Source organism: Paraburkholderia sp. JPY465, from assembly GCF_050436725.1.
GTDB classification, from domain to species: domain Bacteria; phylum Pseudomonadota; class Gammaproteobacteria; order Burkholderiales; family Burkholderiaceae; genus Paraburkholderia; species Paraburkholderia youngii.
Genome location: NZ_JBNDMT010000006.1, coordinates 601,223 through 626,072 on the forward strand (window position 1 = coordinate 601,223; position 24,850 = coordinate 626,072).

The 24,850-nt window shown below is 62.7% G+C and carries 26 protein-coding genes; 11 read left to right on the top strand and 15 right to left on the bottom strand.

Annotated features, from left to right (window positions below; translation table 11 throughout):
* The first annotated feature begins 52 nt into the window (after nucleotides 1-52).
* From QFZ94_RS35920 to QFZ94_RS35945, 6 genes are all read left to right on the top strand, one after another.
* A complete protein-coding gene (locus tag QFZ94_RS35920; RefSeq protein WP_368585722.1) occupies nucleotides 53-1,009 on the top strand; it encodes an AraC family transcriptional regulator in 957 nt (318 codons plus the stop codon).
* A 411-nt stretch (nucleotides 1,010-1,420) separates the two neighbouring features.
* Nucleotides 1,421-2,056 (top strand): nitroreductase family protein, encoded by a 636-nt coding sequence (locus QFZ94_RS35925; RefSeq protein ID WP_429462808.1) that lies wholly within the window; start codon nucleotides 1,421-1,423, stop codon nucleotides 2,054-2,056.
* A gap of 119 nt (nucleotides 2,057-2,175) precedes the next feature.
* Nucleotides 2,176-2,721 (top strand): carboxymuconolactone decarboxylase family protein, encoded by a 546-nt coding sequence (locus QFZ94_RS35930; RefSeq protein WP_368585724.1) that lies wholly within the window; start codon nucleotides 2,176-2,178, stop codon nucleotides 2,719-2,721.
* A 65-nt stretch (nucleotides 2,722-2,786) separates the two neighbouring features.
* Nucleotides 2,787-3,704: an NADP-dependent oxidoreductase gene (locus QFZ94_RS35935; RefSeq protein ID WP_429462809.1), complete on the top strand. Its 918-nt coding sequence runs from the start codon at nucleotides 2,787-2,789 to the stop codon at nucleotides 3,702-3,704.
* 81 nt (nucleotides 3,705-3,785) lie between these two features.
* Nucleotides 3,786-4,259: a DUF3788 domain-containing protein gene (locus QFZ94_RS35940; protein ID WP_429462810.1), complete on the top strand. Its 474-nt coding sequence runs from the start codon at nucleotides 3,786-3,788 to the stop codon at nucleotides 4,257-4,259.
* Between the two features lie 138 nt (nucleotides 4,260-4,397).
* Complete coding sequence (locus QFZ94_RS35945; protein ID WP_429463642.1) at nucleotides 4,398-5,315, top strand: NADP-dependent oxidoreductase; 918 nt, start codon at nucleotides 4,398-4,400, stop codon at nucleotides 5,313-5,315.
* Nucleotides 5,316-5,385: 70 nt separating this feature from the next.
* On the opposite strand, the gene QFZ94_RS35950 is transcribed toward QFZ94_RS35945, so the two are convergent.
* Nucleotides 5,386-6,018, bottom strand: a complete 633-nt coding sequence (locus QFZ94_RS35950) for a LysE family translocator (protein WP_368585727.1) — start codon at nucleotides 6,016-6,018, stop codon at nucleotides 5,386-5,388.
* Between the two features lie 14 nt (nucleotides 6,019-6,032).
* On the bottom strand, nucleotides 6,033-6,785 hold the full coding sequence (locus QFZ94_RS35955) for a sulfite exporter TauE/SafE family protein (protein WP_368585728.1): 753 nt from the start codon (nucleotides 6,783-6,785) through the stop codon (nucleotides 6,033-6,035).
* Nucleotides 6,786-7,148: 363 nt separating this feature from the next.
* Between QFZ94_RS35955 and QFZ94_RS35960 the strand changes: the two genes are divergently transcribed.
* The gene (locus QFZ94_RS35960) at nucleotides 7,149-7,556 is read left to right on the top strand and encodes an OsmC family protein (protein ID WP_429462811.1); all 408 of its coding nucleotides are present in this window, start codon (nucleotides 7,149-7,151) and stop codon (nucleotides 7,554-7,556) included.
* A gap of 356 nt (nucleotides 7,557-7,912) precedes the next feature.
* Entirely contained in the window at nucleotides 7,913-8,680 is a 768-nt protein-coding gene (locus QFZ94_RS35965) for a hypothetical protein (RefSeq protein WP_429462812.1), read from the top strand.
* A gap of 1,374 nt (nucleotides 8,681-10,054) precedes the next feature.
* Here QFZ94_RS35965 and QFZ94_RS35970 read toward each other — a convergent pair.
* From QFZ94_RS35970 to QFZ94_RS35980, 3 genes are all read right to left on the bottom strand, one after another.
* Nucleotides 10,055-11,554 carry a trypsin-like peptidase domain-containing protein gene (locus QFZ94_RS35970; RefSeq protein WP_429462813.1) on the bottom strand — a complete coding sequence of 500 codons (1,500 nt, stop codon included), beginning with the start codon at nucleotides 11,552-11,554 and terminating at the stop codon, nucleotides 10,055-10,057.
* 287 nt (nucleotides 11,555-11,841) lie between these two features.
* Nucleotides 11,842-12,753 (bottom strand): sterol desaturase family protein, encoded by a 912-nt coding sequence (locus tag QFZ94_RS35975; RefSeq protein ID WP_429462814.1) that lies wholly within the window; start codon nucleotides 12,751-12,753, stop codon nucleotides 11,842-11,844.
* 313 nt (nucleotides 12,754-13,066) lie between these two features.
* Nucleotides 13,067-13,615 (bottom strand): carboxymuconolactone decarboxylase family protein, encoded by a 549-nt coding sequence (locus QFZ94_RS35980; RefSeq protein ID WP_368585733.1) that lies wholly within the window; start codon nucleotides 13,613-13,615, stop codon nucleotides 13,067-13,069.
* Between the two features lie 329 nt (nucleotides 13,616-13,944).
* Here QFZ94_RS35980 and QFZ94_RS35985 point away from each other — a divergent pair, with 329 nt between their 5' ends.
* A complete protein-coding gene (locus QFZ94_RS35985; RefSeq protein ID WP_429462815.1) occupies nucleotides 13,945-14,775 on the top strand; it encodes a 3-keto-5-aminohexanoate cleavage protein in 831 nt (276 codons plus the stop codon).
* 255 nt (nucleotides 14,776-15,030) lie between these two features.
* A complete protein-coding gene (locus QFZ94_RS35990) occupies nucleotides 15,031-15,939 on the top strand; it encodes a LysR family transcriptional regulator (RefSeq protein WP_368585774.1) in 909 nt (302 codons plus the stop codon).
* A 39-nt stretch (nucleotides 15,940-15,978) separates the two neighbouring features.
* On the opposite strand, the gene QFZ94_RS35995 is transcribed toward QFZ94_RS35990, so the two are convergent.
* The 5 genes from QFZ94_RS35995 to QFZ94_RS36015 all read right to left on the bottom strand — a co-directional run bounded on the left by QFZ94_RS35995 (nucleotide 15,979) and on the right by QFZ94_RS36015 (nucleotide 20,388).
* On the bottom strand, nucleotides 15,979-16,293 hold the full coding sequence (locus QFZ94_RS35995; RefSeq protein ID WP_368585735.1) for a four-helix bundle copper-binding protein: 315 nt from the start codon (nucleotides 16,291-16,293) through the stop codon (nucleotides 15,979-15,981).
* A 59-nt stretch (nucleotides 16,294-16,352) separates the two neighbouring features.
* On the bottom strand, nucleotides 16,353-17,060 hold the full coding sequence (locus tag QFZ94_RS36000) for a succinate dehydrogenase/fumarate reductase iron-sulfur subunit (protein WP_429462816.1): 708 nt from the start codon (nucleotides 17,058-17,060) through the stop codon (nucleotides 16,353-16,355).
* Between the two features lie 129 nt (nucleotides 17,061-17,189).
* Nucleotides 17,190-17,336 carry a hypothetical protein gene (locus QFZ94_RS36005; protein WP_368585737.1) on the bottom strand — a complete coding sequence of 49 codons (147 nt, stop codon included), beginning with the start codon at nucleotides 17,334-17,336 and terminating at the stop codon, nucleotides 17,190-17,192.
* Between the two features lie 101 nt (nucleotides 17,337-17,437).
* A complete protein-coding gene (locus QFZ94_RS36010; RefSeq protein WP_368585738.1) occupies nucleotides 17,438-17,698 on the bottom strand; it encodes a hypothetical protein in 261 nt (86 codons plus the stop codon).
* A gap of 398 nt (nucleotides 17,699-18,096) precedes the next feature.
* Nucleotides 18,097-20,388: an FdhF/YdeP family oxidoreductase gene (locus QFZ94_RS36015; RefSeq protein WP_429462817.1), complete on the bottom strand. Its 2,292-nt coding sequence runs from the start codon at nucleotides 20,386-20,388 to the stop codon at nucleotides 18,097-18,099.
* 111 nt (nucleotides 20,389-20,499) lie between these two features.
* Here QFZ94_RS36015 and QFZ94_RS36020 point away from each other — a divergent pair, with 111 nt between their 5' ends.
* A complete protein-coding gene (locus QFZ94_RS36020) occupies nucleotides 20,500-20,979 on the top strand; it encodes a hypothetical protein (RefSeq protein ID WP_429462818.1) in 480 nt (159 codons plus the stop codon).
* Between the two features lie 109 nt (nucleotides 20,980-21,088).
* Here QFZ94_RS36020 and QFZ94_RS36025 read toward each other — a convergent pair whose 3' ends face one another.
* Genes QFZ94_RS36025 through sufD form a run of 5 tightly spaced genes read right to left on the bottom strand, consistent with a single transcriptional unit; the run spans nucleotide 21,089 to nucleotide 24,828 of the window.
* Nucleotides 21,089-21,421 carry a Rieske (2Fe-2S) protein gene (locus QFZ94_RS36025; RefSeq protein WP_429462819.1) on the bottom strand — a complete coding sequence of 111 codons (333 nt, stop codon included), beginning with the start codon at nucleotides 21,419-21,421 and terminating at the stop codon, nucleotides 21,089-21,091.
* A gap of 1 nt (nucleotide 21,422) precedes the next feature.
* A complete protein-coding gene (locus tag QFZ94_RS36030) occupies nucleotides 21,423-21,779 on the bottom strand; it encodes an SUF system Fe-S cluster assembly protein (protein WP_429462820.1) in 357 nt (118 codons plus the stop codon).
* Between the two features lie 27 nt (nucleotides 21,780-21,806).
* Complete coding sequence (sufU, locus tag QFZ94_RS36035; RefSeq protein WP_429462821.1) at nucleotides 21,807-22,256, bottom strand: Fe-S cluster assembly sulfur transfer protein SufU; 450 nt, start codon at nucleotides 22,254-22,256, stop codon at nucleotides 21,807-21,809.
* Complete coding sequence (locus QFZ94_RS36040) at nucleotides 22,253-23,506, bottom strand: SufS family cysteine desulfurase (protein ID WP_429462822.1); 1,254 nt, start codon at nucleotides 23,504-23,506, stop codon at nucleotides 22,253-22,255. Before QFZ94_RS36040 ends, sufU begins: the two co-directional genes overlap by 4 nt.
* Nucleotides 23,503-24,828, bottom strand: a complete 1,326-nt coding sequence (gene sufD, locus QFZ94_RS36045; RefSeq protein WP_429462823.1) for a Fe-S cluster assembly protein SufD — start codon at nucleotides 24,826-24,828, stop codon at nucleotides 23,503-23,505. The genes QFZ94_RS36040 and sufD overlap by 4 nt, the downstream gene beginning before the upstream one ends.
* Nucleotides 24,829-24,850: the final 22 nt, after the last annotated feature.

Genomic DNA, 24,850 nt, shown 5'->3' on the forward strand with positions numbered 1-24,850 from the left:
TCGTTGGAGAGATAACTGTCCGCGACGCCGTCCCGAGGCCTAACGGAGTTCTATGTCCCAGATCGACTGGCTCAGCCACCTGCTGCAAATGATCACCGTCACCGGCCGGCTGGAGGTTCGCTGCGTCTACGGTGCGCCATGGCGCGTGGCCTGGGACCAGTCCGCGGCGCATGAGATTCCTTACCACGTCGTGCTCAAAGGCCGGGCAGTGATCGAGGATCCTGAGACACAGACGGCCACGGAGCTGGTAGCCGGCGATATCGTGCTGCTGCCTCACGGGTCGGCGCATGTGCTGCACGATGGCAGCGGACACACGCCCGGGCCTACTTGCGAACGCCATGATTCCGCCGGTTTGATGTTCAGCGAGAACAACGGCCAGGGCGAGCATCTGGACATGCTGTGCGGGCGTTTTCTCATCGGGCCGCCTCATGATCGGCTGATACGCAATTACCTGCCGACGAATCTGGTGGTACGGACCATGGAAAGTCATGGTGAAACGCGTATCGGGTCTGCTTCGAACCACCTGGCCAATTTCGTGGCACTGATGCGCGAAGAGTCCACGGGCGACAAGGTCGGTGGCTACGCGGTCCTCAACGCCCTTTCCTCGGCGCTTTTCACACTGGTATTGCGCGAGGCGAGCGAATCCGAACACGCGCCGGCCGGCCTGTTGGCGCTGGCCGGCCATCCACGATTGGCGCCAGCCATTTCAGCCATGTTCGCCGATCCGGCGCGGCCCTGGAACCTGCCTGAGCTAGCCGACTTATGCAGCATGTCACGCGCCACCTTCATGCGGCACTTTCAGGACACGCTGGGGCGCTCGGCCCTCGAGCTGCTGACCGAGATCCGGATGAGTCTGGCTGCCAACGAATTGAAGAAGCCGATGATGACCACGGAGGCCGTGGCCGAGTCGGTGGGGTATCAATCCGTATCGTCATTCCGCCGTGTGTTCACCGAGAGGATGGGCATGACGCCGGGTCAATGGCGCCGTATCGCCCGCAACGGTCAGTAACGGCAAGTCGCGGCCACGAATCGTCGCTTCGCGTTCTGTGTGCGACCCGATGAGGCGTTAGACGGGTCGGCGCCGCCGCTCATTCGCGCGAGCGACCCTCGACGCGTCCGTCCATACCTGCAGCCCGCAAACCTCGATCTCGACGAGACGAGATGCGCCGTGTCGACTTGATCCTTTTGGACATTTTATTGAGTAAATCCAGTCTCGAAAGCGGCATCGAGCAGGCCTAAAGTGAAGGCTCCCAAACCAAATGTATCAACGGCACCGACGTCGACTTCCCGCCGCTCGAGTAAGCCGCCTTGCCGCGCGCAAGGCTATCGGCTCGCCAGCAAGTTGGAATTACCGGATGGCTGGGCATAGAGCGAAAGCATCCGTGTACCTGAATCTATCCATCTACACACAGGACTTCTCATGAAAAACGAAATCACCATGACCAATCCCGTCATCGAATGCATCCTGAGCCGCAGCGCGGCCAAGTATTACGACCCCGCCGCGACCCTGAGCGACGACCAGATCCGCGAACTGGTACGAATCGGCACCAGTGCGCCGACATCTTTTCACTTGCAGAACTGGCGCTTCATCGCCGTACGCACGCCCGAAGCCAAGGCCCGGCTGAGTCCAATTGCGTGGAACCAGCCCGCGATCAAAGATGCAGCGGTTACTTTCATCGTCTGCGGCCAGCTGGTCGAAACCAGTGTGATACCCGAGCGTCTGGCACCACTGGTGGAAGCGGGCGTGATGCCGGCAACCATGGTGCCGGAGTGGGAAATCCCGGCGCGCAATCTGTACATGGCGTACCCGCAGCGACGGCGAGACGAAGCTGTACGCACCGCCACTTTCGGCGCGGCGGCGATGATCTATGCGGCCCGCTCGATGGGCCTGGGTTCGACGCCGATGATCGGCTTCGATGACGAAGCCGTGCACCGCGAGTTCGGACTGGCCGAGGACGAAGTGCCGGTCCTGCTGTTGTCCGTAGGAGCGGAGCGTCAGGGAAACTGGGCGCAAAAGCCGCGTCGTCCTGTGGCCGACGTATTGGATCTGGTATAGGCGCGGACCGAGCCGCCTCGAGTACAAACAGGGACCACGGCGCGAAGCAAATCAATGAGCGGTCCTCGCACGGACCTTTGCCGATCAGTAAAACCAGCAACTTGATAAGGACGACTACGATGCCAAGAACTACTGCTCTAACGCCGCAACAGGTACCTGCGGATTCCAGGCCGACGCTCGACGCGTTCACCAGAAACATCGGCTTCACCCCGAACATGATGGCGAGCTTCGCGCAAAGCCCGATCGCATTCAACGCATGGGCCACCCTGCTCGGTTCGCTGAGCAAGGCGCTCGACGTGAAGACGCGTGACAGCATCGGCCTCGCGGTCTCTGAAGTGAACGGCTGCAACTACTGCCTGACGGTTCACAGCTTTACGGCCGAACACATGGCAAAGCTGTCGGCCGATGAAATCATTCTCGCCCGCAGGGGCCACGCCGCGGATCCGAAGCGCGACGCCGCTGTCCAGTTTGCGCGCAAGGTCATCGAGGCCCGCGGCAAGGTCAGCGACGCCGATCTGCAAGCCGTCCGCGATGCCGGCTACACGGACGCGAACGTGATGGAGATCGTCGCGCTGGTGGCCATGTACTCGCTGACGAACTTCTTCAACAACGTGTTCGATCCCGAGAAGGACTTTCCCTCGGTTACGCCGGCCGGTTCGATCTGAACGCTAATCCCCCGTTTGCCAGCGCATTCGAACATGACGATAGACCACTCACAAGGAGATGGACGATGAAGGCGATCATTGTGACGGACCAGGCCGCGGGAACGGCCGGGATGCAGCTGATGGACCGGCCTGAGCCGGAGGCAGCGATAAACGACGTCGTCGTTCGGGTTCATGCTTCCGGATTCACCGGGGATGAGCTGACGTGGCCCTCGACCTGGACCGATCGCGGCGGCCGTGACCGGACGCCGGTGATTCCCGGGCAAGAGCTGGCTGGAGTGGTCAGCGCGCTGGGCTATGGCACGACGGGGCTGTCGGTGGGACAGCGGGTGTTCGGCATCACGGACTCGCATCGCAGCGGCACGCTGGCCGAGTACGTGGCAGTCGAGGCACGCAATCTCGCGCCGCTGCCGGGCGACGTCGACTACACGGTAGGCGCGAGCGTGGCGATGCCGGGCCTGACCGCGTGGCAGGGGCTGTTCGATCACGGTCGCATCCAGGCGGGACAGAGCGTCCTCGTGCACGGTGCGGCAGGCGCTGTCGGCTCGATGGTCACCCAGCTCGCACGTGAGGCCGGCGCCTACGTCATCGGCACCGGACGCGCAGCCCACCGGCAGGCGGCGCTTGACTACGGCGCGCAGGAATTCGTCGACCTCGAGAACGACGTCCTCGAAGACGTCGGATCGATAGATCTGGTTTTCGATGTCTTCGGTGGCGATATCGCGAAGCGGTCGGCTGGCCTGATTCGAGCCCGCGGAACGCTAGTGACCATTGCTGGCCCGACCGATGCACGTCCCGCCGACGGTCTGGCGATCGACTTCGTCGTCGTGCCTGAGCGCGCCCAACTGACCGGGATCATCGATCGTGTGCGTGACGGACGGCTGCGCGCGAACATCGGCAACGTCTCGACTCTCGACGACGCCGTCGCCACCTTCAATGGACCCAGGCGGACCCACGGGAAGACGGTTATCCGCGTTCGCCCATGATGGGTCCACGAGAAATAGTAAGCCCCGACATCCGTACCGGCGCATCAGCATTCCACCGATGAAGCGAAAGAGGAAAGCAATATGAAGCAGGCCCCCCAGATCGGCGACAGGATCACCGACAAATCAGCACCACCCGATGAGCGCATTGTCCGGAACTGGATCGGGCCGGACGCGTTCGAGCATTGGTCCGAGTTGCAGAGCTGGATCGCGGCATCCTACCCGGGTGTTTTCACGCCGGATTGGCTCTATGGCGGCAAGAAACGCGGTTGGTCGCTGCGCTACAAGAACACCAGGGCGTCCTGCACGTTGCAGCCGGCATACGGGCTGTTTTCGGTTCAGGTGGTACTGGGGCGAGCAGAGCGAGAGAAGTTCGAGGAGCGGCGTTATCTCTGGAGCCCGCAGTTGGTCAAGCTCTACGATGAAGCCCGAGCATACCCCGACGGGAAATGGTTGACCGTTGCGATCTCATCCGCGGAGGTTCGCCATGAGGTGATCGAGCTTGTGAGTATGAAGCGCCCTCCACTATCAGGCGGTTCGATGTCGCGCAAGTTCTAAAACCCGCGCCCACACTTTCGGCCTCGATTGCATCGACGTTAAGTGGCCACGAGCCCAACGCATCGAGCCGGGCGAGCGCGGTCTCGAGTGAGCCAATGGCCAGGGGCAGGCGGGCCGATCTTAAAGGAGATAGTTCTCGTGAAGGCAATCACTGTGACGGATCAAGCGGCGGGAACGGCCGCGATGAAACTGTCCGAGCGGCCCGAACCGGCGGCGGCGATAAACGACGTTGTTGTTCGGGTTCACGCGTCGGGATTCGTCGGGACCGAGATGGCGTGGCCCTCGACTTGGACCGATCGCGGCGACCGTGATCGAACACCTTCGATCCCCGGCCACGAGCTGGCCGGAGTAGTCACCGCTCTCGGCTATGGCACGACCGGGTTGTCAGTCGGACAGCGAGTGTTCGGCCTCGCAGACTGGTATCGAGACGGCTCCCTCGCTGAATATGTGGCGATCGAGGCCCGCAACCTTGTGCCACTGCCGGGCGATGTCGACTTCACAGTCGGCGCGAGCCTGCCGATCTCGGGACTGACCGCATGGCAAGGTCTGTTCCAGCACGGGCGCCTTCAGGCGGGTCAGCGCGTTCTCGCGCACGGTGCGGCCGGCGCGGTCGGGACGATGGTGACTCAACTCGCGCGAGAGGCCGGCGCTTACGTCATCGGCACGGGACGCGCCGCTGACCGTCAGAAGGCGATCGAGTTCGGCGCGCAGGAGTTTGTCGACCTCGACCGCGGCAGGTTGGAAGATGTGGGCGGAGTCGATCTGGTGTTCGATGTCATCGGCGGCGACATCGGGAAACGGTCCGCGGGTCTGGTTCGAGCCGGCGGAACGCTCGTGTCCGTGGTCGGGCCAGCCGAGGCGCGACCGGCCAATGGTCTCGCGGTCGACTTCGTTGTCGAGTCCGATCGTGCGCAACTGAACGAGATCGTCCAGCGCATACGGGATGGACGACTGCGGACGAACATCGGCAAGATCGCGACTCTCGACGAAGCCGTCGCCGCTTTCAATCCGACTGAGCGGATCAGCGGGAAGACGATCATCCAGGTTCGTCCATGAGAAGTCGCGGAAGGTCGAGCGGCGCTGCTCTGCACCTTGCCCCGCCATTCGTGCGCGCGGAACAGGAAGGTTACCGGCGGGCTTCCGTTGCCATGCGGACTGCAAGGCCTGCTAGCACTGTGCCCATCAACCAGCGTTGAAGCGTAATCCACGTCGGGCGGCTCGCGAGAAATCCGGCAATCGAACCAGCCATGGTCGCAATGGCTGCATTCACGCAGACGCTGATCAGGATCTGCGTTGCACCCAGGGCGAGTGATTGATGAAATACGCTGCCGTGCGACGGATCAATGAATTGAGGCAATAGCGACAGGTAAAGCACGGCGATTTTGGGGTTCAGCAGATTGGTGGTGAACCCCATCAGGAACAGTTTGCGGCGGCTGTCCACGGGAAGATCGCGGACCTGAAATGGTGAGCGTCCGCCGGGCTTGACTGCTTGCCACGCAAGATAGAGCAGATACATCGCGCCGCCAAAGCGGAGGGCATCGTAGGCGTAAGGTATAGCGAGAACCAGAGCGGTGATGCCGAATGCCGCACACAGCATGTAGAACACGAAACCAAGGGCGACGCCAGCCAGGGAGATAAGTCCAGCTTGACGACCTTGGCAGATGGAGCGTGAAATCAGATAAACCATATTCGGTCCGGGTGTAAGCACCATGCCGAGTGCAACGAGACCGAATGAAAGGAAATGACTTAGATTGGGCATCGAAAACTCCAAAGTTACGCGTATCGAAGGCGGCGAATTTTCATCCGTGATTTTCCACTAGCTTTGCGGGTTTCCGCCAGCACATGTTTGGCAAGACTCAAGAGAACGGATGCAGCGCCAGTTCGAGACCCAAGACGATGAGAAATAGGAGAAAGCAACGGCGGAAAGTTTTTTGGACTGATTTTCTGCCGCACGATCGAGCCCAACCACATTCCAGCGAGAGCAGGAACGACAGCCAGCAGCGACAAGCCGAGCTGATCGATCCTGAACGCGCCGTGGGCGAAGAGCCCTGCTGCGAGAGCAACCGTGGAGAGGGTGAACGAAAGGCCAAGAGCCTGCACAAGCTCGTCTTTTTGAAGACCCAATGACTGCACATAAGGCACGGCGGGAATCGTGAAGACGCCGGTGGCGCCGGTCAGCAAGCCGGTAGTCATGCCGATGACGGGCGAAAGCCAGGACTCGCGCCGTTGCGGGACCGAAAGTGTCGGCAAGAACAGCGCATAGGCCGCGTAGGCGATCAGCGCACGTCCCAGCGCACGTCCCGACCAGACGGGGTCAACGAATACCAGCAGTCGCGTGCCTAGGACGGTACCGATCACGATGCAGAGCATCATGGCCCATAGGCGTCGCGTGAGGCGGAGTATGTCTCGTCCGACTAGGATCTGCCACACGTTGGTCACGAACGACGGAATGATCAGGATGGCCGCCGCCGTAAGCGGCGACATGATGGCTCCGAGCACGCCCATGGCAACTGTGGGCAGGCCCATTCCGGTCACGCCTTTAACCTATCCGCGCCGATGCAAAGCCTGCTGGCGCATCTCGGTGGCGGACCGCAGACCGTAGCTGGCGCAAGGCGGGCTCATCGGCTTCGCGCGTTCACTGAGAGCAAGCTGCGCAGCTTCATCGAGCAAATACACATCGCGAGGATCGATTCGCCGCGTGGTCACACGGCGGCAGACGACGCTCGGCGCGATGCCGCCTGAAAGCGTACGGCCCGCGCCCAGCGCCACCTCGTTGAGGGTGGCACAATCGTTCCCGCCAGCGCCGGCTCCCGCACGCAGCCGGCGATATTGAACGCGTCCACTGCAATCGACCACCGCTGCGGTGGCGCCCAGTTCCCAGGAGTTACCATGCCGCTCGCCACCGCCTCCGCACGGCTCGCCGCCGATGCCCCCAACTACCTCGTGGCCCTCAAAGCCGGCCGCCATGCGCTCGCTGGCGACGAGGGCCCGCACGAAGGCGGTCAGGATCGCGGGCCTGCCCCTTTCGAATTCGTGCTTGCGGGTCTCGCCGCGTGCACGTCGGCAACGCTGCGCATGTACATGCAGCGCAAAGGCTGGCCCGACGGCAGCATCGATGTGACCACGACTCTGCACGCCGATCAAGAGCGCAACCAGTACATCCGTCGCACCGTCGACGTTGATGCGCCGCTCGACGCCGCACAACGGGCCCGACTCGCGGAGATCTGCGAAAAGACGCCCGTCACGCTCTTCATCAAGCGCGGCACGCGCATTGACACCACGATGATCGAGCGGTGAAGAGTGGACGAACGGGTACTGCCGGTCAGTTCCCGTCATTGCTCTCATATGCTCGATGCGCTTCGGCAACTGACGTTTGCCTCTCAGTGTTGTCAGAACAGGGCGGCCGGCTGCGTACAGCCATCGGAGCTGCCACCATAGAGATGGACATACGCAACGGATTTCACCCTTCACGTTTTATCCAATCGTGCCGCGCATCGAACAAGATGAGAGCCGCATCGGCGACAATCAAAAAAGCGCGCGTCAATCAATGAGCGCTTGTCTGGGTCCATCAACGTTGGCTCATCAACTTCGCCGCGACATGCTCACCTTGCTTGTCGCGCCACACGATCGGGATTTCCCGTCGGATGGCCGCTATGACCTTCGTGCCGTGCACGAAGGAGCGGCCGAAAACGAGGCTGCGGATTACCTTGACCCGCCCGAGCCCGAACCGCCTCCGCCGTGACCGCCGCCGCCTGAACCGCCTGAGCCGTGACCGCCTCCACCCGGACCGCCTGAGCCGTGACCGCCCGCGCCCGAACTGCCTGCGCCAGACCCGCCTGCGCCCGAACTGCCTGCGCCCGAACTGCCTGCGCCGGGGCCGCCTGCGCCCGAGCCGCCTGCGCCGGAGCCGCCTGCGCCCGAACTACCTGCACCGTGACCGCCTGCGCCCGAACTGCCTGCGCCCGAGCCGCCTGAACCCGAACCACCTGCGCCTGCGCCCGAACTACCTGCACCCGAGCTGCCTGCACCGTGACCGCCTGCGCCCGAGCTGCCTGCACCCGAACTGCCTGCACCCGAACTACCTGCACCAGAGCCGCCTGTACCCGAACCGCCTGCTCCCGAACTGCCTGCACCCGAACTACCTGCACCGTGACCGCCTGCGCCCGAACTGCCTGCACCCGAACTACCTGCACCCGAACTACCTGCACCAGAGCCGCCTGTACCCGAACCGCCTGCTCCCGAACTGCCTGCGCCCGAGTTGCCTGCGCCCGAGCTGCCTGCGCCCGAACTGCCTGCGCCCGAGCTGCCTGCGCCCGAGCTGCCTGCACCCGAACTGCCCGCGCCCGAACCGCCCGCACCCGAACTGCCCGCACCCGAACCGCCAGCCCCTGAACTGCCAGCCCCTGAACTGCCTGCACTAGAACTGCCCGCACCGTGACCGCCCGCGCCCGAACCGCCCGCACTCGAACTGCCAGCACCCAAACCACCGGCACCAGAACCGGCCGCGCCTGGGCCCGAACTGCCTGCGCCCGAACCGGCTGCACCTGCACCCGAGCCGCCGGCACCGGCACCAGAACCGCGTGCGCCCGAACCGGACGCGCCTGCACCCGAGTTGCCGGCATTCGAACCGCCCGAACCCGAACCGGCTGTGCCTACCCCTGAACCGCCCGCGCCCAAACTACCTCCTGCGCGACTGCCTGCAGGCTGTCTTTGAACCAGTTGCAGTGAAGCAGAATTCCGAGAACCTGCGCCGCGAGTATTCGGAGAAGGCGCGCTGCGGTGATCGAGCGAAGCGGAAGACGCGCGTGGAGCGTGCTCAGCACTGGTAGTTGCAGATCCCCGCGCAGGAACTGACGATGATCGCGCGACATGATCGGACGAAGACGCTTGTGTCGTCGGCAATTTGGGTCCAGTGATCCCGCTCGCATGCCGCTCGATTGCTCTCACGTCCGGCGCCGAATGGTGGCGAGCTTGTGCAGCGGTATAGCTTGCCTGGTCGGGCTCTCGTGTGACCGACTGCGGCGCAGCAGGCTCCGGAGCAGTTCTAGCGCCATGATCGGACGGACCGGAAAACGCCGGCGGGGCGAGTTCAGCACCGCCAACCACGGTTGGGTGGGTGGGAGGCGACGGCGGTAGCGCGACATGCCCGAACCATGTCGTGTGTGGCGCTGGCGACGTGGTTTCGTTAATCCCGAGCGCCTGATCATCGTCGAACCGATCGATTTGCGCGACCACACCCATGACCGCGACAGCCAACGCGCTTGCCGACGCAGCCCAAAGCGCGAGATGTCGGCCACGCGAAGGCTGTGCGGCATTGATCTCTGCATCCGGGCTACCGGCACCCGAACCCGGATCGTTTCGCCTGGTCCTTCCATTCACTACGTTCATCTGCCGTCCCCTTTACGGAGTGCTCATCGAAATGAGCCGCGGTTCCGCCTGTTCGCCCACGGTTCCGTCACGGCAATGGGGAGCCGTGAACCCGCTTTTCTATCCTAAGCCTTTGAGCTATGGAAACGCCCGCCATCTTCGTGGCCGATCTTGACTGGCGGCTGGAAGCGCCGTCCGGCGCACCTCTGCGCGATCCCGGCACAGTTGGCGGCGACCCATGCAAGCGGAGCATTCGCTGTGCCTGTTCGGTCGCACCTCAATGAAGTTGTGAGATCGTCGCCATAGCATGGGCATACACGACTCAACCTCCGAGGCTTTCCCGGTATCCGAGCGGACTGAGCGAGCCGAGCGAGACCTTGTCCGCCTTGCGTCATGAGGCAGTTTGCATGCGCATCGCGCAGCGACGGTCACCTGAGCGTGACGGAGACAAACCGGCGAGCATTTTGACGCTGGATCAGCACCGATATCGCTTTCTTCGCCTTTTCTTCCACTGCACTCGCTTGCTCCCGGGATTCGATCAGCTCGCCATTGAACGACAGGACGATATCGCCAGCGCGTATGCCAGCGGTCGCCGCAGGTCCAGTCACCTGGTCCACCATCATCCCTTCCGGAAGATCATTCGCCCGCTTCTCGTCGTTGTTCAGCGGATGCATCGTCAAGCCAAGGCGATCCGGTGCGGCGCTTGCAGTTTGGGCCGGAGCGGGATTCGACGCTGCACCAGGGGCTTGCACGGCGCTCGGGGTTTCGCCGCGCGCGCCGACGATGATTTCAACCGTCATCGGCTTTTGGCTGCGGATCAGCGTGAGCGTCGTCTTCGTTCCGGGCTGCAGCCCGCCGGCATACTGGGCCAGCTCGGCCGAGCGAGCGATCGTCCTGTCGCCAATCTGTGTGATGACGTCGCCAGGCCTAAGGCCACTCGCGGCGGCGGGCGTACCAGGCGTGACGACGTTGACGAGCGCCCCGGCCGGCCGTTGCAGGCCAATGGCCACCGCCAGCCCAGGTCCGACGTCCTGAACCTCTACACCAGCAATGCCCGCCGGTCCGTTGCTCTGGGTTTGCAACTGCGCTCGCACCTTATTCGCCATGTTGATCGGAATCGCAAACGTCAGGCTCGGGTACCGCTCCGCGTCCGGATAAACCTGCACGTCGATGCCGATCACCTCGCCCACGCGGTCAAACAGAGGACCGCCCGAATTGTCGGGACTGGCGGCGACCTCGGTTTCGAAAAAGGGAAAATTGCTGCCGTCCGGCAACACTCGCGAAGTGGCGCTAACAATGCCAGTCGTAACGGTGTTCTGGTAACGGTCGGGCGATCCGATCGTCAGCACCTGTTCACCGACACGCACGCGCGACGAGTCACCGAGCTTGACGGCCGGCAGCGTCGCGGCATCGATCTGAATCACCGCAACGTCGCTATCTGTGTCGACGATCAGCACCTTGCCCTTGAACTCCCGCCGGTCCGTCAGACTGACCGTGACTTCGTCCGCCTGATCCACCACATGTGCGGTGGTCAGAATGAGGCCATCGGGGCTGACGATGAATCCGGAGCCGGTGCCCGTTGTCACGCGAGCAATATTGCGTTGCGGCTCCGGGGATTGCGGCGCGACGCCGCTGAAAAACGCGGCGATCGGATCGTGGGGCCCGATGTCCTCGGGGGGCGACGCGGAGGTTTGCTTCTCTGGCGCCGTTGCGCGGATATGGACTACGGCGGGCCCGTATCGCTCGACCATGGTGGGGAAGTCAGATGGCGTCGTGGCATTGGCCGGTGCAACCAACTTCGCGTCAGCAGGCTGGGGTGACGCGGTGCCGGCGGCGAGCGCAGCTGGCAAGAGGCACGGACAGCCGCCCAGAAGTCCAGCTGCCACCGCAGCATGGAGCAACGTGCGATTCAAGGTCCGGCGGAACACGGCGCCTCCGAGGCGGTCGTCATCGCAGCGTATCGAAGTCTGAAGCGACCAAGGGCCAACAGCGATGGCGAACAGAACAGACGCTGATGAATAATTTTATGCCGCTGGCGGCGCTCCGGTGTGACTCAGCTCACCAACGAAAGCAAGATCACCCAGTTCTAGCGCGCCAGAATATAGAGAATGACGTGAATGACCGAGACAGCTCGATACCACCCAAACCACCTACGAATTTCACGAGTCGCTTGACCGCGGACCGGTGCAATTTCGTACCTTCCTGACTAAAGCTTTTAGCCGTTGAGCGCTCCCGTCGCGCCGGGTTGTTTGCTCTTGCGGCGCAGTTCTTCCGTCGTTTCGCCTCCGCCGTCCGGCAGCCAGCCCGGCGGCTGGATCACGTGATTGATCGCGATCCACGGGCTCTTCGCGTTGACCATATCGCGAATTAGCGTGGCCCAGTGCTCGAACTCGACGACGAGCGGGTTGCGCGACGTGGTCGGCGTCACGAGACCGTAGCGGCACGGTTCGTCAGCGCGTTCTTCCACGTAGGTGCCGAACAGCCGGTCAAAGATGATCAGCACGCCACCGTAGTTCGCGTCCAGGTAATCGACGTTCGATGCATGGTGCACACGGTGGTGGGACGGCGTATTGAACACATATTCGAACCAGCCCAGCTTGGGTATGTACGTGGTATGCAACCAGCCCTGGTACATAAGATTGAGGAACAGCGTGAGCAGCACGACCTCGGGCTTGACCCCGAGCCATACCAGCGGCGCGAAGAACAGCGTCGAGCCGGTCAGTTTGCCGGTCAGGCCGAGACGGTAGGCCGTTGAAAGCGTCAACTGGTTCGGCGAATGGTGCACGGCATGCGTGGCCCAGAAGAAGCGCACACGATGCGACGCACGGTGATACCAGTAGTAGCAGAACTCCATTCCGATGAAGAGCGCAAACACCATGAGCGCGCTATTGACGTCGACCGTAAAGATACGATGGTCGTAGACGAAGCTGAAAACTGGCGTGGCGACCGAGATCGGCAGCAGTGATATCAGCCTGCGCGCGGCCAGGTCGAACAGCGAGATCCACACCTCGTGCCAGGCAAATGGTGAGGACGCACTCTTCCTGCGGCTCAGCACGACTGCTTCGATCAGTGAAACGACAACGACGACGCCGATGACGACGAGAAGAAGTTTTGTGAAGGATTCCATGACGATGCCATATCGGGTGGTGGCGGGATGTATCGTCTGCGGTGACGAGGGGTCAGTGCATCGCATCGATACGCGCACTTTAGACAGGGTTCTCGTGACTGGCTACGCAAAAGGTATTTCACCGCGTGTCATGGGATTGGGGAGGCTTCTGGCGGGGGCTTCGGGGGGATTCACCCCCTAAAGGAAGGTCCGCGAACAAGATTTTCCCCGTGACGATCGCAGATCGGCGTTGCCCTTTCCCGGCAAGGAAAGGGCTTTACCAGGCCTTCCGCGGCGGCGGGTTCTATTGCTATTCACGCCGCCGAAACTCGCATCAAGCCTTCCATTCGTACGGCTGCAAGAGTTCTTCGAGCGGCGGCTGGGTGACGCTCGCGGTGTAGTTCGTCATCGTCGAGGCAGCGACCACGAGCACGACATCAAGCACCAGCGCCTGATCGAAGCCCGCCTCGGTGAACGCGGCGATGTCGTGGTCGTCGATGCGACCGCGCTTTTCGATCAGCGTGCGTGCGAGGCGCGACAGCGCCGCAAGCCTGGCGTCCTGGGGGAACCGGCGTTCGCGGATCGCCTGCACGTCGGCCTCGCTCAGGCCTTCCTTGAGCCCGAGGAATGAGTGGAAAGCGACCGGCCAGGCGGAGCCATTGGTCACCGCATTGGTGAGCAGCAGTACCTGCATCTGCTGTTCGTCGAGGTTGCCGCCGTGCGCCTGATTGAACACACCCAAGAGGGCAGTGATCAGCCTCGGTGAGCCCGCCATTTTGGCAGGCATATTGGGCACCATACCGAAGATCTCGGCGAGGCTGTTCAGCGCGGGCTTCGATTGTTCGGGTGCGGATTCGAGCGTATAGGTGGGAAAGTTGGCCATGGTATTTCCTTGAGGGTCGTGGTGTGTCGCTGAGAACGTTCAGGCGACATGCGCAGACTAGTCAGAGGCGCGAGTCCAGCCAATTACATGGCAGGTAATAAAACGAACCACACTATCCACGGGTCGCGCCGAGTCAGGCGATGTTCCGCCGCTTCGCCCTCGCTGACTTCGGGAGCACCCTGACCGAATCATTTCAACAAACTTACATCGCTACTGCACGATTATCGGCACTACCACCTGCGTACCTGTCCCCTTCCCCGGCAATATAAGTTGCACCCTTTTTGAACTAGACTTGGAAAATACGAAAATCGGAAACGGGAGTGTTAGCCATGAGTGAACCGTGCATCATCTCCGTTGCGATCACTGGCTCAGTTCCGCGCAAGAAGGACAACCCGGCTGTGCCGATCACGATCTCCGAGCAGATCGAAAGCACGCAGGAAGCGTATGAAGCCGGGGCATCGCTGGTTCATCTGCACGTGCGCGACGAACAGGAGAACTCGAGTTCCGACCGCGCGAGTTTCGCCGCACTTCAGGAGGGCATCCGCAAGCATTGCCCCGACATCATCATTCAGTTTTCGACAGGCGGCCGTGGCCGTTCGTTCGAGCAACGCGGCGCGATGCTCGACCTGCGGCCGGATATGGCGTCGCTCGCAACGGGCTCCGTCAATTTCCCGACTACCGTCTATGAAAATCCGCCGGACTTCGTGCGCGCGCTTGCGCAAACGATGCTCGACTACGATGTCAAACCCGAAATCGAAGTCTTCGATCTGGCGATGTTGTACAGCACGGCAGATCTCGTCCAGCAAGGGTTGCTGAAGTCTCCTGTACACATTCAATTCGTCATGGGAGTAAAGAACGCGTTGCCTGCGCGTCGCGAGATTCTCGAGTTCGAGGTCCAGCAACTCAAGACGCTATTGCCGGATGCAACATGGACCGCCGCTGGTATCGGACGTCATCAGTTGGAGGTCAATCATTGGACTCTTGAAATGGGCGGGCACTGCCGCACCGGTCTCGAAGACAATGTGCGCTGGGACAAGGACACGCTGGCAAAGAGCAACGCGCAACTCGTTGCACGGGTGGCCGCTTTGTGTGACGAATATGGCCGGCCGGTGGCAAGTGCGGCCAAAGCGCGTGAAATGCTCGCTCTTCCTGCGAGGTAGGCCGACGGGACGGGCCACTCGCTCCCGTCTGGCGTCCGCGTAAGGGGACGCTCGCGTGCTGGCAACCTCAAGAAATTCAAGACCTGGTCGACGACGCCAGGACGCGAAAGCGCCGCACTGACGAAACGAGTGCCCGGTACCAGTCATTCGACTGGCTCCGAGCCGTAGATATTCGCTCAATGCTCCAGGTTTTGCAGCGCGCCCGCATAATCGCGCTACGATACGCGTCGCACTTTGTCGAATCTCATCCCCCTCATGCTCGAACGCTTTCATCTCACCCTGATCCGCGAAGTGGACCGGCAGGGGTCGCTCACCGCAGCAGCCGGTGCGCTGCATCTGACGCAATCAGCGTTGAGCCATACCGTCAGGAAGCTCGAGCAGCAGCTCGGCACGCCGGTCTGGGACCGTGACGGCCGCAACCTGCGCCTCACGCAGGCGGGCCAATATCTGCTGTCGCTCGCCGACCGGCTGCTGCCGCAGTTCGAGCACGCCGAAGCGCGCATGAAGCAATACGCGAACGGCGAGCGCGGCACACTGCGCATCGGCATGGAATGTCATCCGTGTTACCAGTGGCTGCTGAAGGTCGTGTCGCCGTACCTCGCGCGCTGGCCCGATGTCGATGTCGACGTCAAGCAGCGCTTCCAGTTCGGTGGCATCGGCGCGCTGTTCGGCTACGACATCGACGTTCTCGTCACGCCTGATCCGCTGAATCGGCCTGGCCTAAGCTTCGAGCCCGTGTTCGACTACGAGCAGGTGCTGGTGGTGGCCGACGGGCATCGGCTGGCCAACGCGCGTTACGTGGAGCCCGAACAGCTCGTCGATGAAACGCTGATCACCTATCCGGTCGACACCGATCGCCTCGACATCTACAACCTGTTCCTGCGCCCCGCCGACGTCGCCCCGCGCCGTCACAAGACGATCGAGACCACCGACATCATGCTGCAGATGGTCGCAAGCAAGCGCGGCGTGGCCGCGTTGCCGCGCTGGCTCGCCGAGGAATACGCGGACCGTATGCCGGTGGTTAGCGTAAAGCTCGGCAAGGCCGGCATCGCCAAGCAGATTTTTCTCGGCACACGCGACGCGGATGCGTCGCTCGACTATCTGGCTTCGTTCGTCGAGTTCGCACGCAAGTCGAACTGGAAGGGCTCGAAGCCGCGGCGCTAGAGGTTGCATATCGCGGGTCACGCCCGGACCCGCGTTCCGTCATAGCGCGCGACACGCTTCCGCGCCCCGGCGACACGCATCGCTGCAATCCTGGCAATGCTGCGCCGGATGACGCGCGCATTCGTCGGCGCAGACGTCGCACAGGCGCGCGCAGAAGTCGCAGAAATCTTGCATGAACTGCGTGTCGCGCGCGAGGGCCTCCGACGTCAAGCGGCACAGCGCCGCGCAATCCATGTCGAGCCGGATGCATTTTTCCATTTCATCGATATGCCGCTCCGCGATGCACGCGGAGTAACACCGGGTGCAGGCGCTCGCGCAATGGTCGAGCGCGTCGATACAGTCCTGGGGGGTCATTGCGGTTCCTTGGCAGCCTCGTAGCGCAGTAAAACAGCAAGCGCCATGCCGTCTCGAGATCACACCGTGCGACGCGTGAGCATCGTGCGTATTTCGCCGATCGCGCGCGCCGGATTGAGCCCCTTCGGGCACACGTCCACGCAGTTCATGATGGTGCGGCAAGGAAACAGCCGGTAGGCGTCTTCGAGATTCGTCAGTCGCGCGGCCGTGTCCTTGTCGCGCGAATCCGCGATGAACCGGAAGGCCTGCAACAGACCCGCGGGACCGACGAATTTGTCCGGGTTCCACCAGAAGCTCGGGCACGACGACGAACAGCACGCGCACAGAATGCATTCGTACAGCCCATCGAGCTGGTCGCGTTCCTCCGGTGACTGCGGGCGTTCGCGCTCGGGTGGCGGATCGTCGTTGACGAGCCACGGCTTGATCGAATGGTATTGATTGAAAAACGGCGTCATGTCGACGATCAGATCGCGGATCACCGGCAAGCCCGGCAATGGCCGCAGCACGATGTGCTTCGGCAGTTCCTGCATGTTGGTCAGACATGCTAGCCCGTTCTTGCCGTTGATGTTCATCGCGTCCGAGCCGCAGATGCCCTCGCGGCAAGAGCGGCGATAAGCCAGCGACTCGTCCATCACCTTGATCGCGCCGAGCACGTCGAGCAGCATGCGTTCGCCGTGCCCCAGTTCGTCCTCGTATTGCTGCAGCCGCGGACGTTCGTCGGCGTCGGGGTCGTACCGGTAGATATCGACAGTTCGAAGATCGTTCATGGTCACTCCGATGGCGGAGCGCACGGACGCCCCGTCGCACTGCGAGCAGGCGCTCCACGCCCGCTCGCTGCAGAGGATGAGATGTGGGTCGTGAGGCATGCGCCGCGGTAAAGGCCGCGGCTGCGCGCGTCAACCGTCCTCGCCCACTTCCTGCGGCTCGGGCAGATCGGGGAGGTCTTCGGTGGTTGGCGGCTCCGGTTCGCCCGGCATGTTCGGCAGGTCCGTGTCGTCGTCATTGGCGGGCGTCTGTTGCACGGAAGGCTGCGTTGCGCTCATGGTCTGCTCCTTCAGGTTTCGTTCGATATGCCTGTCAGTGAGCATGCCGCAGACCCGCGAGCACCGCATTCGGCCAGGGACGCCAATGCGGCGCATCTGCGTCATGGGATCGGCATCGGGCGATTGGTTGCCGCTCTGTCCCGAGCGCCGCTTTCGAGTGCCAGCAAGCGGCCTATGAGCTCGCCCTTGAGCTGATTTAGCAGCGACAGCTCCCGGCGAGTCGTGTCGAGCGCATCGCGCAGCAGGGGCTCGTCGCTCCGCGCGAGGCTTCCTTCCATTTTGGCCAGCGCGGATGTTCGCACCCTGATCTCGGTGCTTACGTTGATCATCTCCGCCAGCACATCTTCAATACGTTCTGTCATCGTCTCCCCCAACCTTCGGGTTGTTTACCTTCACATTCGACGCGTAAGCCTCCTTCGAGCGGTGCTCCGTGAAAAAAGGCGATCACCCGGCATTGCGGCGTGATCGCCATTAAGCGCTTCTAGAGAAACGCTGTCCCCGAATCCGTAGGGGACGTCGCAGTATACGAACAGTATGTCGCGCCGTGCTATGTCCTTAAGTATCGGGTAACGGACACCCGGTCGGCCCCACACCCGTCCGCAACTCATGAGTTATCAACACGCGGTGCGTCTGTCTGTGCGCCGCGGGCGCGACTATCATAAAGGTGGGCACGCGCTTATCATGCCCTTCACGCGCTGCCCGGGTGTAATTCAGCGGCCGGCACAGGTAACGATGCCGGCCTTTTTGTGTCAGCGCTGAATCATCGAGTGGCCGCCAGCACGCGCACCGGAATCGACTTCGCACCCGGCACCTTGCTCTCCTTCGCGTAGTGCCAAAGCGGCAGCAGCGGATTGCATTCCGGGTAATAGCCGCCGATGCATCCCTGCGGCACGTCGAACGGAACGACGCTCAGCCCCTCGACACGGCGCTCGACGCCATCGTCCGCGATCGTCTCGAGGCCGATGCGGTCGCCGTGGGCGAGCCCGCGCTTCTCCATGTCGGCGGGATTCATCAGGATCACCATGCGCGAACCCTTGATGCCTCTGAAGCGGTCGTCGAGGCCATAAATGGTCGTGTTGAACTGGCTGTCGCTGCGCAGGGTCATCAAGCGCAGCGAATCGGGCTCACGCTCGGGCATGTCCGGATCTTCGCCGATCGAAGTCGGCACCATGAATTCGGCCTTGCCGCTCCTGGTCTTCCACTTGCGCTCGCGCGCGGGCAGCGGCCGTATCACGCCGCCAGGTGTCCACATGCGCGCCTCGAAATCAGCGAACATCTCGGGCCACGTCTTCGCCATTTCCAGCCGTACGCGCGAATAGTCGTCGCGCCATGCATCCCAGTCGACGCTCGAGCGCTCGCCGAGCGTCGCCTTAGCGATGCCCGCGACGATGAACGGCTCCGAGCGGATCGTCGGCGCGGCCGGTTCGACCATGCCATGCGAGCCATGAAAGTGCGCCGTGCTGTCTTCCATCGACACCGCTTGCGCGCCGCCCGCCTGCCGGTCGATCTCGATGCGGCTCAGACACGGCAGCAGGTACGAGCGCTGGCCGTGCACCAGGTGGCTGCGATTGAGCTTGGTCGCCACATTGACCGTCAGCCCGAGCGCGGCCCACGCAGGTTCGGTGCGCACCCGGTCGGGCACCGAGCGCACGAGGTTGCCGCCGAGGTTGATCATCGCGTTGACCTTGCCATCGAGCATCGCCTCGAAGGCCTCGACGATGTTCATGCCTTTCTCGCGCGGCGGCGCGAACGAAAACTGTTTGGCGAGCTGATCGAGCGGCGCGAGTTCCGGCTTTTCGGTGATGCCGACCGTGCGCTGACCCTGCACGTTCGAATGACCGCGCACCGGCGACGGCCCCGCGCCGGGCTTGCCGACATTGCCGCGCAGCAGCAGCAGATTGCACAGCATGCGCACGTTCTGCACACCCATCCGATGCTGCGTGAGACCCATCCCATAGTGGATCATCACCGCGTTCGCCTTCATGTATTCGTCGGCGGCCGCTTCGAGCGCGGCGCGCGGCAGGCCGCTCACGCGCTCGATGTCGTCCCAGCTCGCCGCGCGCGCGTACTGCGCGAACCCCTCGTAGCCGTTCGTATGCTCGCGGATGAAATCGACGTCGACGACGCGCGCGCCGCCCGTACTGACCGCACGATCGTCCGCTTCGATCACAAGTTTGCAGATCCCGAGGATCGCGGCGGTATCGCCCCCCGTCTTCACCTGATGGTATTGGGTGCTGATCTGCGTATCGGCGGGTGTGAGCATGTCGACCGGCGACTGCGGATTTGCGAAATGCAGCAGCCCCGGCTCGCGCAAAGGATTGAAGGTGATGATCGGCACGCCGCGTTTGCGCGCGTCCTGCAACTGATGCAGCATGCGCGGGCTATTCGTACCGACGTTCTGGCCGAAGAAGAACATCAGGTCGGTCTTCTCGAAGTCGTCGAGCGAGACTGTGCCGACGCCCACGCCGATCGCTTCCTTGAGCCCGACGCTGGTGCTCTCGTGGCACATGTTCGAGCTGTCGGGCAGATTGTTGGTGCCGTACATGCGCGCGAAAAGCTGCAACATGTACGAGGTTTCCAGCGATGCGCGGCCCGACGTGTAGAACACCACGCTGGCCGGGTCGAGCGTGCGCAGCTCGGCGCCGATCTCCTCGAATGCCTGCTGCCACGACACCGGCACGTAGCGGTCGGTAGCCGGGTCGTAGCGCAGCGGCTCGGTCAGCCGCCCCGCTTCCTCGAGATCGTGGTCATGCCACTTCGCAAGCTCGCTGACAGTGTGGACCTCGAAGAAATCCGGCGTTACGCGTTTGGCCGTCAGATCCCACGCGGTGGCTTTCGCGCCGCTTTCACAGAACTCGAAGGTATGCGGATCGGCGGGCTTCGCCCACGAGCAGCTGACGCACATGAAACCGTCGGGCTTGTTCTGATGCATCAGAACCTGGCTATCTTTCAGCGGCGCTTTTTCCCGAAGCAGGATCGTCGCGACCGCCTTGACGGAACCCCATCCACCCGATGCGTAGGGATATGCAGCGCTTTTGGCTTCATTGCTCATGAGTCCACCCGTCTGGTCAAAAATGTCACGTCATGATGGGTTAGCACGTCACGTTCCCGGCTACTGCGTCGAGGGGTACGGTGATTGCTACCCGTTTGCGAGGACGGGGAGGTGGTGGGCATGCTGACTGATCGGGATATCGTGACGCGTGCGGTATCGCCAGGAGCGTCGCCCGAAGAAACGATAGAAGGGATCGTCAGTGGCGAACCGGGCTGCTGCTACAAAGACGACGACGTCCAGGCCGTCAAGGACAGGATGGCGGACGCGCAAGTCCGCCGGATTCCGGTCGTCGATCCTTGCCACGCGCTCCGACGACGAAATTTCTTCAACGCTGGGGGCGATTTCCACGCCTTGCGAACCGGAGCGCTAAAGCGGCTATACGTGCCGGGCATTCAACAGCCAGCCATTCGACGGGTGCCGGCGTCGGCTGATCTATCCCCGGCGTACGTAGTGATCGGATACAACGTGGCGCCCGTCGATCCATGCGATCGCGAGTTCCGTCGCCTGGACGTGAGCGTCGTTCGGCTCCGCGAAATCGCCGTCGACGCCCAGCGTCCGCGTTTCGCCTGTCTGGTCGGTCACGATGGCTGACGCCCGATAGCGATCGCTGGGCCCGGGAGTGACGACTGATCGGATCAGCAAACCGCGGTACTTGGTAACGTGATCGGTTTTCATAGAGTCTCCCGGGAGAAAGTCTCGTTCACGAAGCACTGTCGTCGTCGCGCGCGTCGCGCACCTGTAGCACACCAGCCTCGATGCGCACCGGAAACACCGCGACGTCTTCGTAGGCCGGCGGAGCCAGCACCTTGCCGGTCCTGATACAAAAACGGGCGCCATGGCGAGGACACACCACTTCGTCATCCTCGACGGCACCGCCAGTCAGGATGCCGCCGTCGTGCGGACAGCAATCTTCGATCGCGTAGCAGACGCCATCGAGATTGAACACCGCAACCTGTGTGCCATCCACGTCTACGCTGCGCACCGAACCAGGCGGGAAATCCGTCATCGCCGCGACATCGACCCAGTCTGCCATGTCAAAGCATCCCCAATTGCAGACGGGCGGCTTCCGACATCCGCTCTTTCGTCCACGGCGGTTCCCACACCAGCTCGACCCGTACCGTATTGACGCCTGCCACCGAATAGACGACATCTTCGATCGTCGCCGGAAAGCTCTGCGAGACCGGACAGCCCGGCGCCGTTAGCGTCATGCGAATGGACACGCTGCCCGTACCGCCGTCGACGTCCAGACCGTACACCAGCCCCAGATCGTAGATGTTCACCGGAATTTCCGGGTCGAACACCGTACGCAGCGCGTCGATCACGCGCGAGCGCAGGTCGGGGTCACTGGGCTCCGGCCCGTCTTCCCGTTTCAGCCAGTCGAATGCGCTCATCGTGTTCACCTCGTTTCCTCCAACACATCATTCCGTCGAGATGGTGCCGCACTCGTCATGCAGCGCCGCATGGAGCGTGTGCCATGCGAGCGTCGCGCACTTCACGCGCGCCGGGAATTCGCGTACACCCGAGAACACGGCGAGCTTGCCGAGTTGCGAAGACGCGCCCGCTGGCGGCGCCGTCATCATCATGTCGTGAAACGCCCCGAAGAGCGCCTCCATTTCCGATTCCGTGCGCCCCTTAAGCGCTTCGGTCATCAGCGAGGCCGAGGCAATAGCAATCGCACAACCTACCCCATCGAACCCAACGTCCGTCACGACGCCATCCTCGATGCGCAGATACAACGTGATGCGGTCTCCGCACAAGGGGTTATAGCCCTCCGCCTTGTGATTCGCATCCGGCAGCCGCCGACGGTTTCTCGGTCTCCGGTAGTGGTCGAAAATCACTTCCTGATACAGGTCGCGCAGACTGCTCATTGCCCAAATACCTCCTGCACGTGCGCCATTGCCTTGACGAGTGCCTCCACGTCGGCCCGCGTGTTGTACAACGCGAACGACGCGCGCACGGTTGCCGGCACGCCGAAGCGCTCCATGACGGGCATCGCGCAATGATGGCCGGCGCGCACCGCGACGCCGTGCTGATCGAGAATCGTACCGACGTCGTGTGCATGCACGTGGTCGAGCACGAACGACAGAATGGCTGCCTTTTCGGCTGCGGTGCCGATCAGCCGCAGATGTGGCACCGCACGCATTGCATCGGTCGCATACGCGAGCAGCCCGGCCTCATGTGCGCCGATCGTTTCGGTGCCGATTGCACTCACATAGTCGAGCGCCACCGCGAGCGCGATCGCACCGCAAATGTCCGGTGTGCCCGCCTCGAACTTCCAGGGAATGGCGTTGTAGATGGTCTTGTCGAACGTCACCGAGCGGATCATATCGCCACCGCCCTGCCACGGTCCCATCGCTTCCAGTCTGTCCGCCTTGGCGTATAGCACGCCGATTCCCGTCGGTCCATACGCCTTGTGCCCGGAGAACGCATAGAAATCGCAATCGAGCGCACGCACGTCGACACGCAGATGTGCAACCGCCTGCGCGCCGTCGATCAGCACGGGCACGTCGCGCGCGTGCGCGACCTCGATCATCCGCGCGACCGGGTTGATCGTACCGAGCGCGTTCGATACATGCGTGATCGCCACGATACGCGTACGCTCGCCGATCATCTGTCGGTAGGCATCGACATCGAGCGCGCCGCTGTCATCGATCGGCACGACCTTCAACACCGCGCCCGTCTGCTCGCATACGAGTTGCCACGGCACGATGTTCGAGTGATGTTCCATCGCGCTGATCAGGATCTCGTCGCCGGGCTTCGCGAGAGGACGCACATAACTCTGCGCAACCAGGTTGATCGCCTCCGTCGTGCCGCGCACGTAGACGATTTCCTCCGCGCGCGCCGCATTGATGAAGCGCGCAATCCGTTCGCGCGCAGCTTCGTACGCGTTCGTGGCGCGCTGCGACAACTCGTGCACGCCGCGATGTACGTTCGCATTCGTATGCTCGTAATAATCGCGCTGCGCGTCGATCACGGCCGAAGGCTTCTGGGTCGTCGCGCCGTTGTCGAGATACACCAGTGGGTTGCCGTGTATCAGCTCGCGAAGAATCGGGAAGTCGCTTCGCCAACGCGCCACCGTATCGTCGTCCGGGATCATCACAGGTTCGATCGGTTTCATACCAGTCCCCGAATGCGCTCGCCTTCCGGCGTGCGCGCGAGCAGCATTTGCGTCAGTTTGTGGCGCACCGCCTCGATGCTCACGTGCTCCACACTGCTGCGCGCAAACGCCCAGATCAGCAAAGCCCGCGCAACCCGTTCGTCGATGCCGCGTGAGCGCAGATAGAACAGCTGGTTCTCGTCAAGCTGGCCTACGGTTGCGCCATGCGTGCACTTGACGTCGTCGGCGTGGATCTCCAGTTGCGGCTTCGTGTCGATCTGCGCATCGCGCGACAACAGAAGATTGAAGTTCGACTGATGCGTGTCGGTCTGCTGCGCGTGACGATGCACGATCACGTTGCCGTTGAATACGCCATGTGACGCACCGTCGAGCACCCCGCGGTAGTGCTCTCGGCTCGATCCAGCCGGTTTCTCGTGATCGATGCGCGTGTGATGATCGACATGCTGCCTCGCGGTCGCGACATACAGCCCGTTCAGCTCGGCGCGGGCATCCACGGCCTGCAGCCGTGTGTCGATCTGCGTACGAGAGAGTGCGCCACCGAGTGCGAACGAGTGCGACGTGAAGCGGCTCGCACGCTGTTGCGAGGCATCGACGTGCGCAATATGGAACGCGCTGCGTGCTTCATGGTGGACGCGGCAATGCTGCACGTCGGCCTCGTCGCCTGCCGCAATCCTGGTGACGGAATTGACCAGATACGCGTCGTCGGAGAAACCGGCAAACTGCTCGACGATCGAGCACCGCGAGCGATCATCCGCCAGTACCGTGTTGAAAGGATGTACCGCGAGACCCGCCTCGTCGGTGAGGAACAGCATGACGAGCGGCCCATCGATCGCACAGTCCGGCGGCAACAGGACCACGTAACCGTCGCTCAGAAACGCTGTGTTCAGGGCCGCGAAGCCATCGTGCGGTGCCTGGTGCTCAATGACGGCCTTCAGGCGCTCCGGTATCTCCCGGATGGCCCGCGTGAGACTGCCGACAAATGCGCCGTGCGGCAAAGACGGCATGCGCGACAGCTTCGGCATATGGCGGCCGTTGACGAACACGAGCCGACCCGCCGTCCTGTAGGGCACGAGATCGTCGACGATGCGCTCGACGTCCAGGTCGTCGCTGGGCCGCGGCGTGAAATGCCATGACCGCTTAGCGATGGTCGCCACATTCGTGTACTTCCAGTCTTCGAGCCGAGTGGTGGGAAAGCCAAGCCCTTCGAACTTTTCGAACGCCTCGCGCCTCGCGCTGCGCAACCACGGAAGTTCCGCGCCGGGCAGCGTACTCGACAGGGTCTGGAAAGCCTGATGGAGGTACTCGAGCGTCGGTTCACTCATTTGACGTCTACTCCTCGCGATC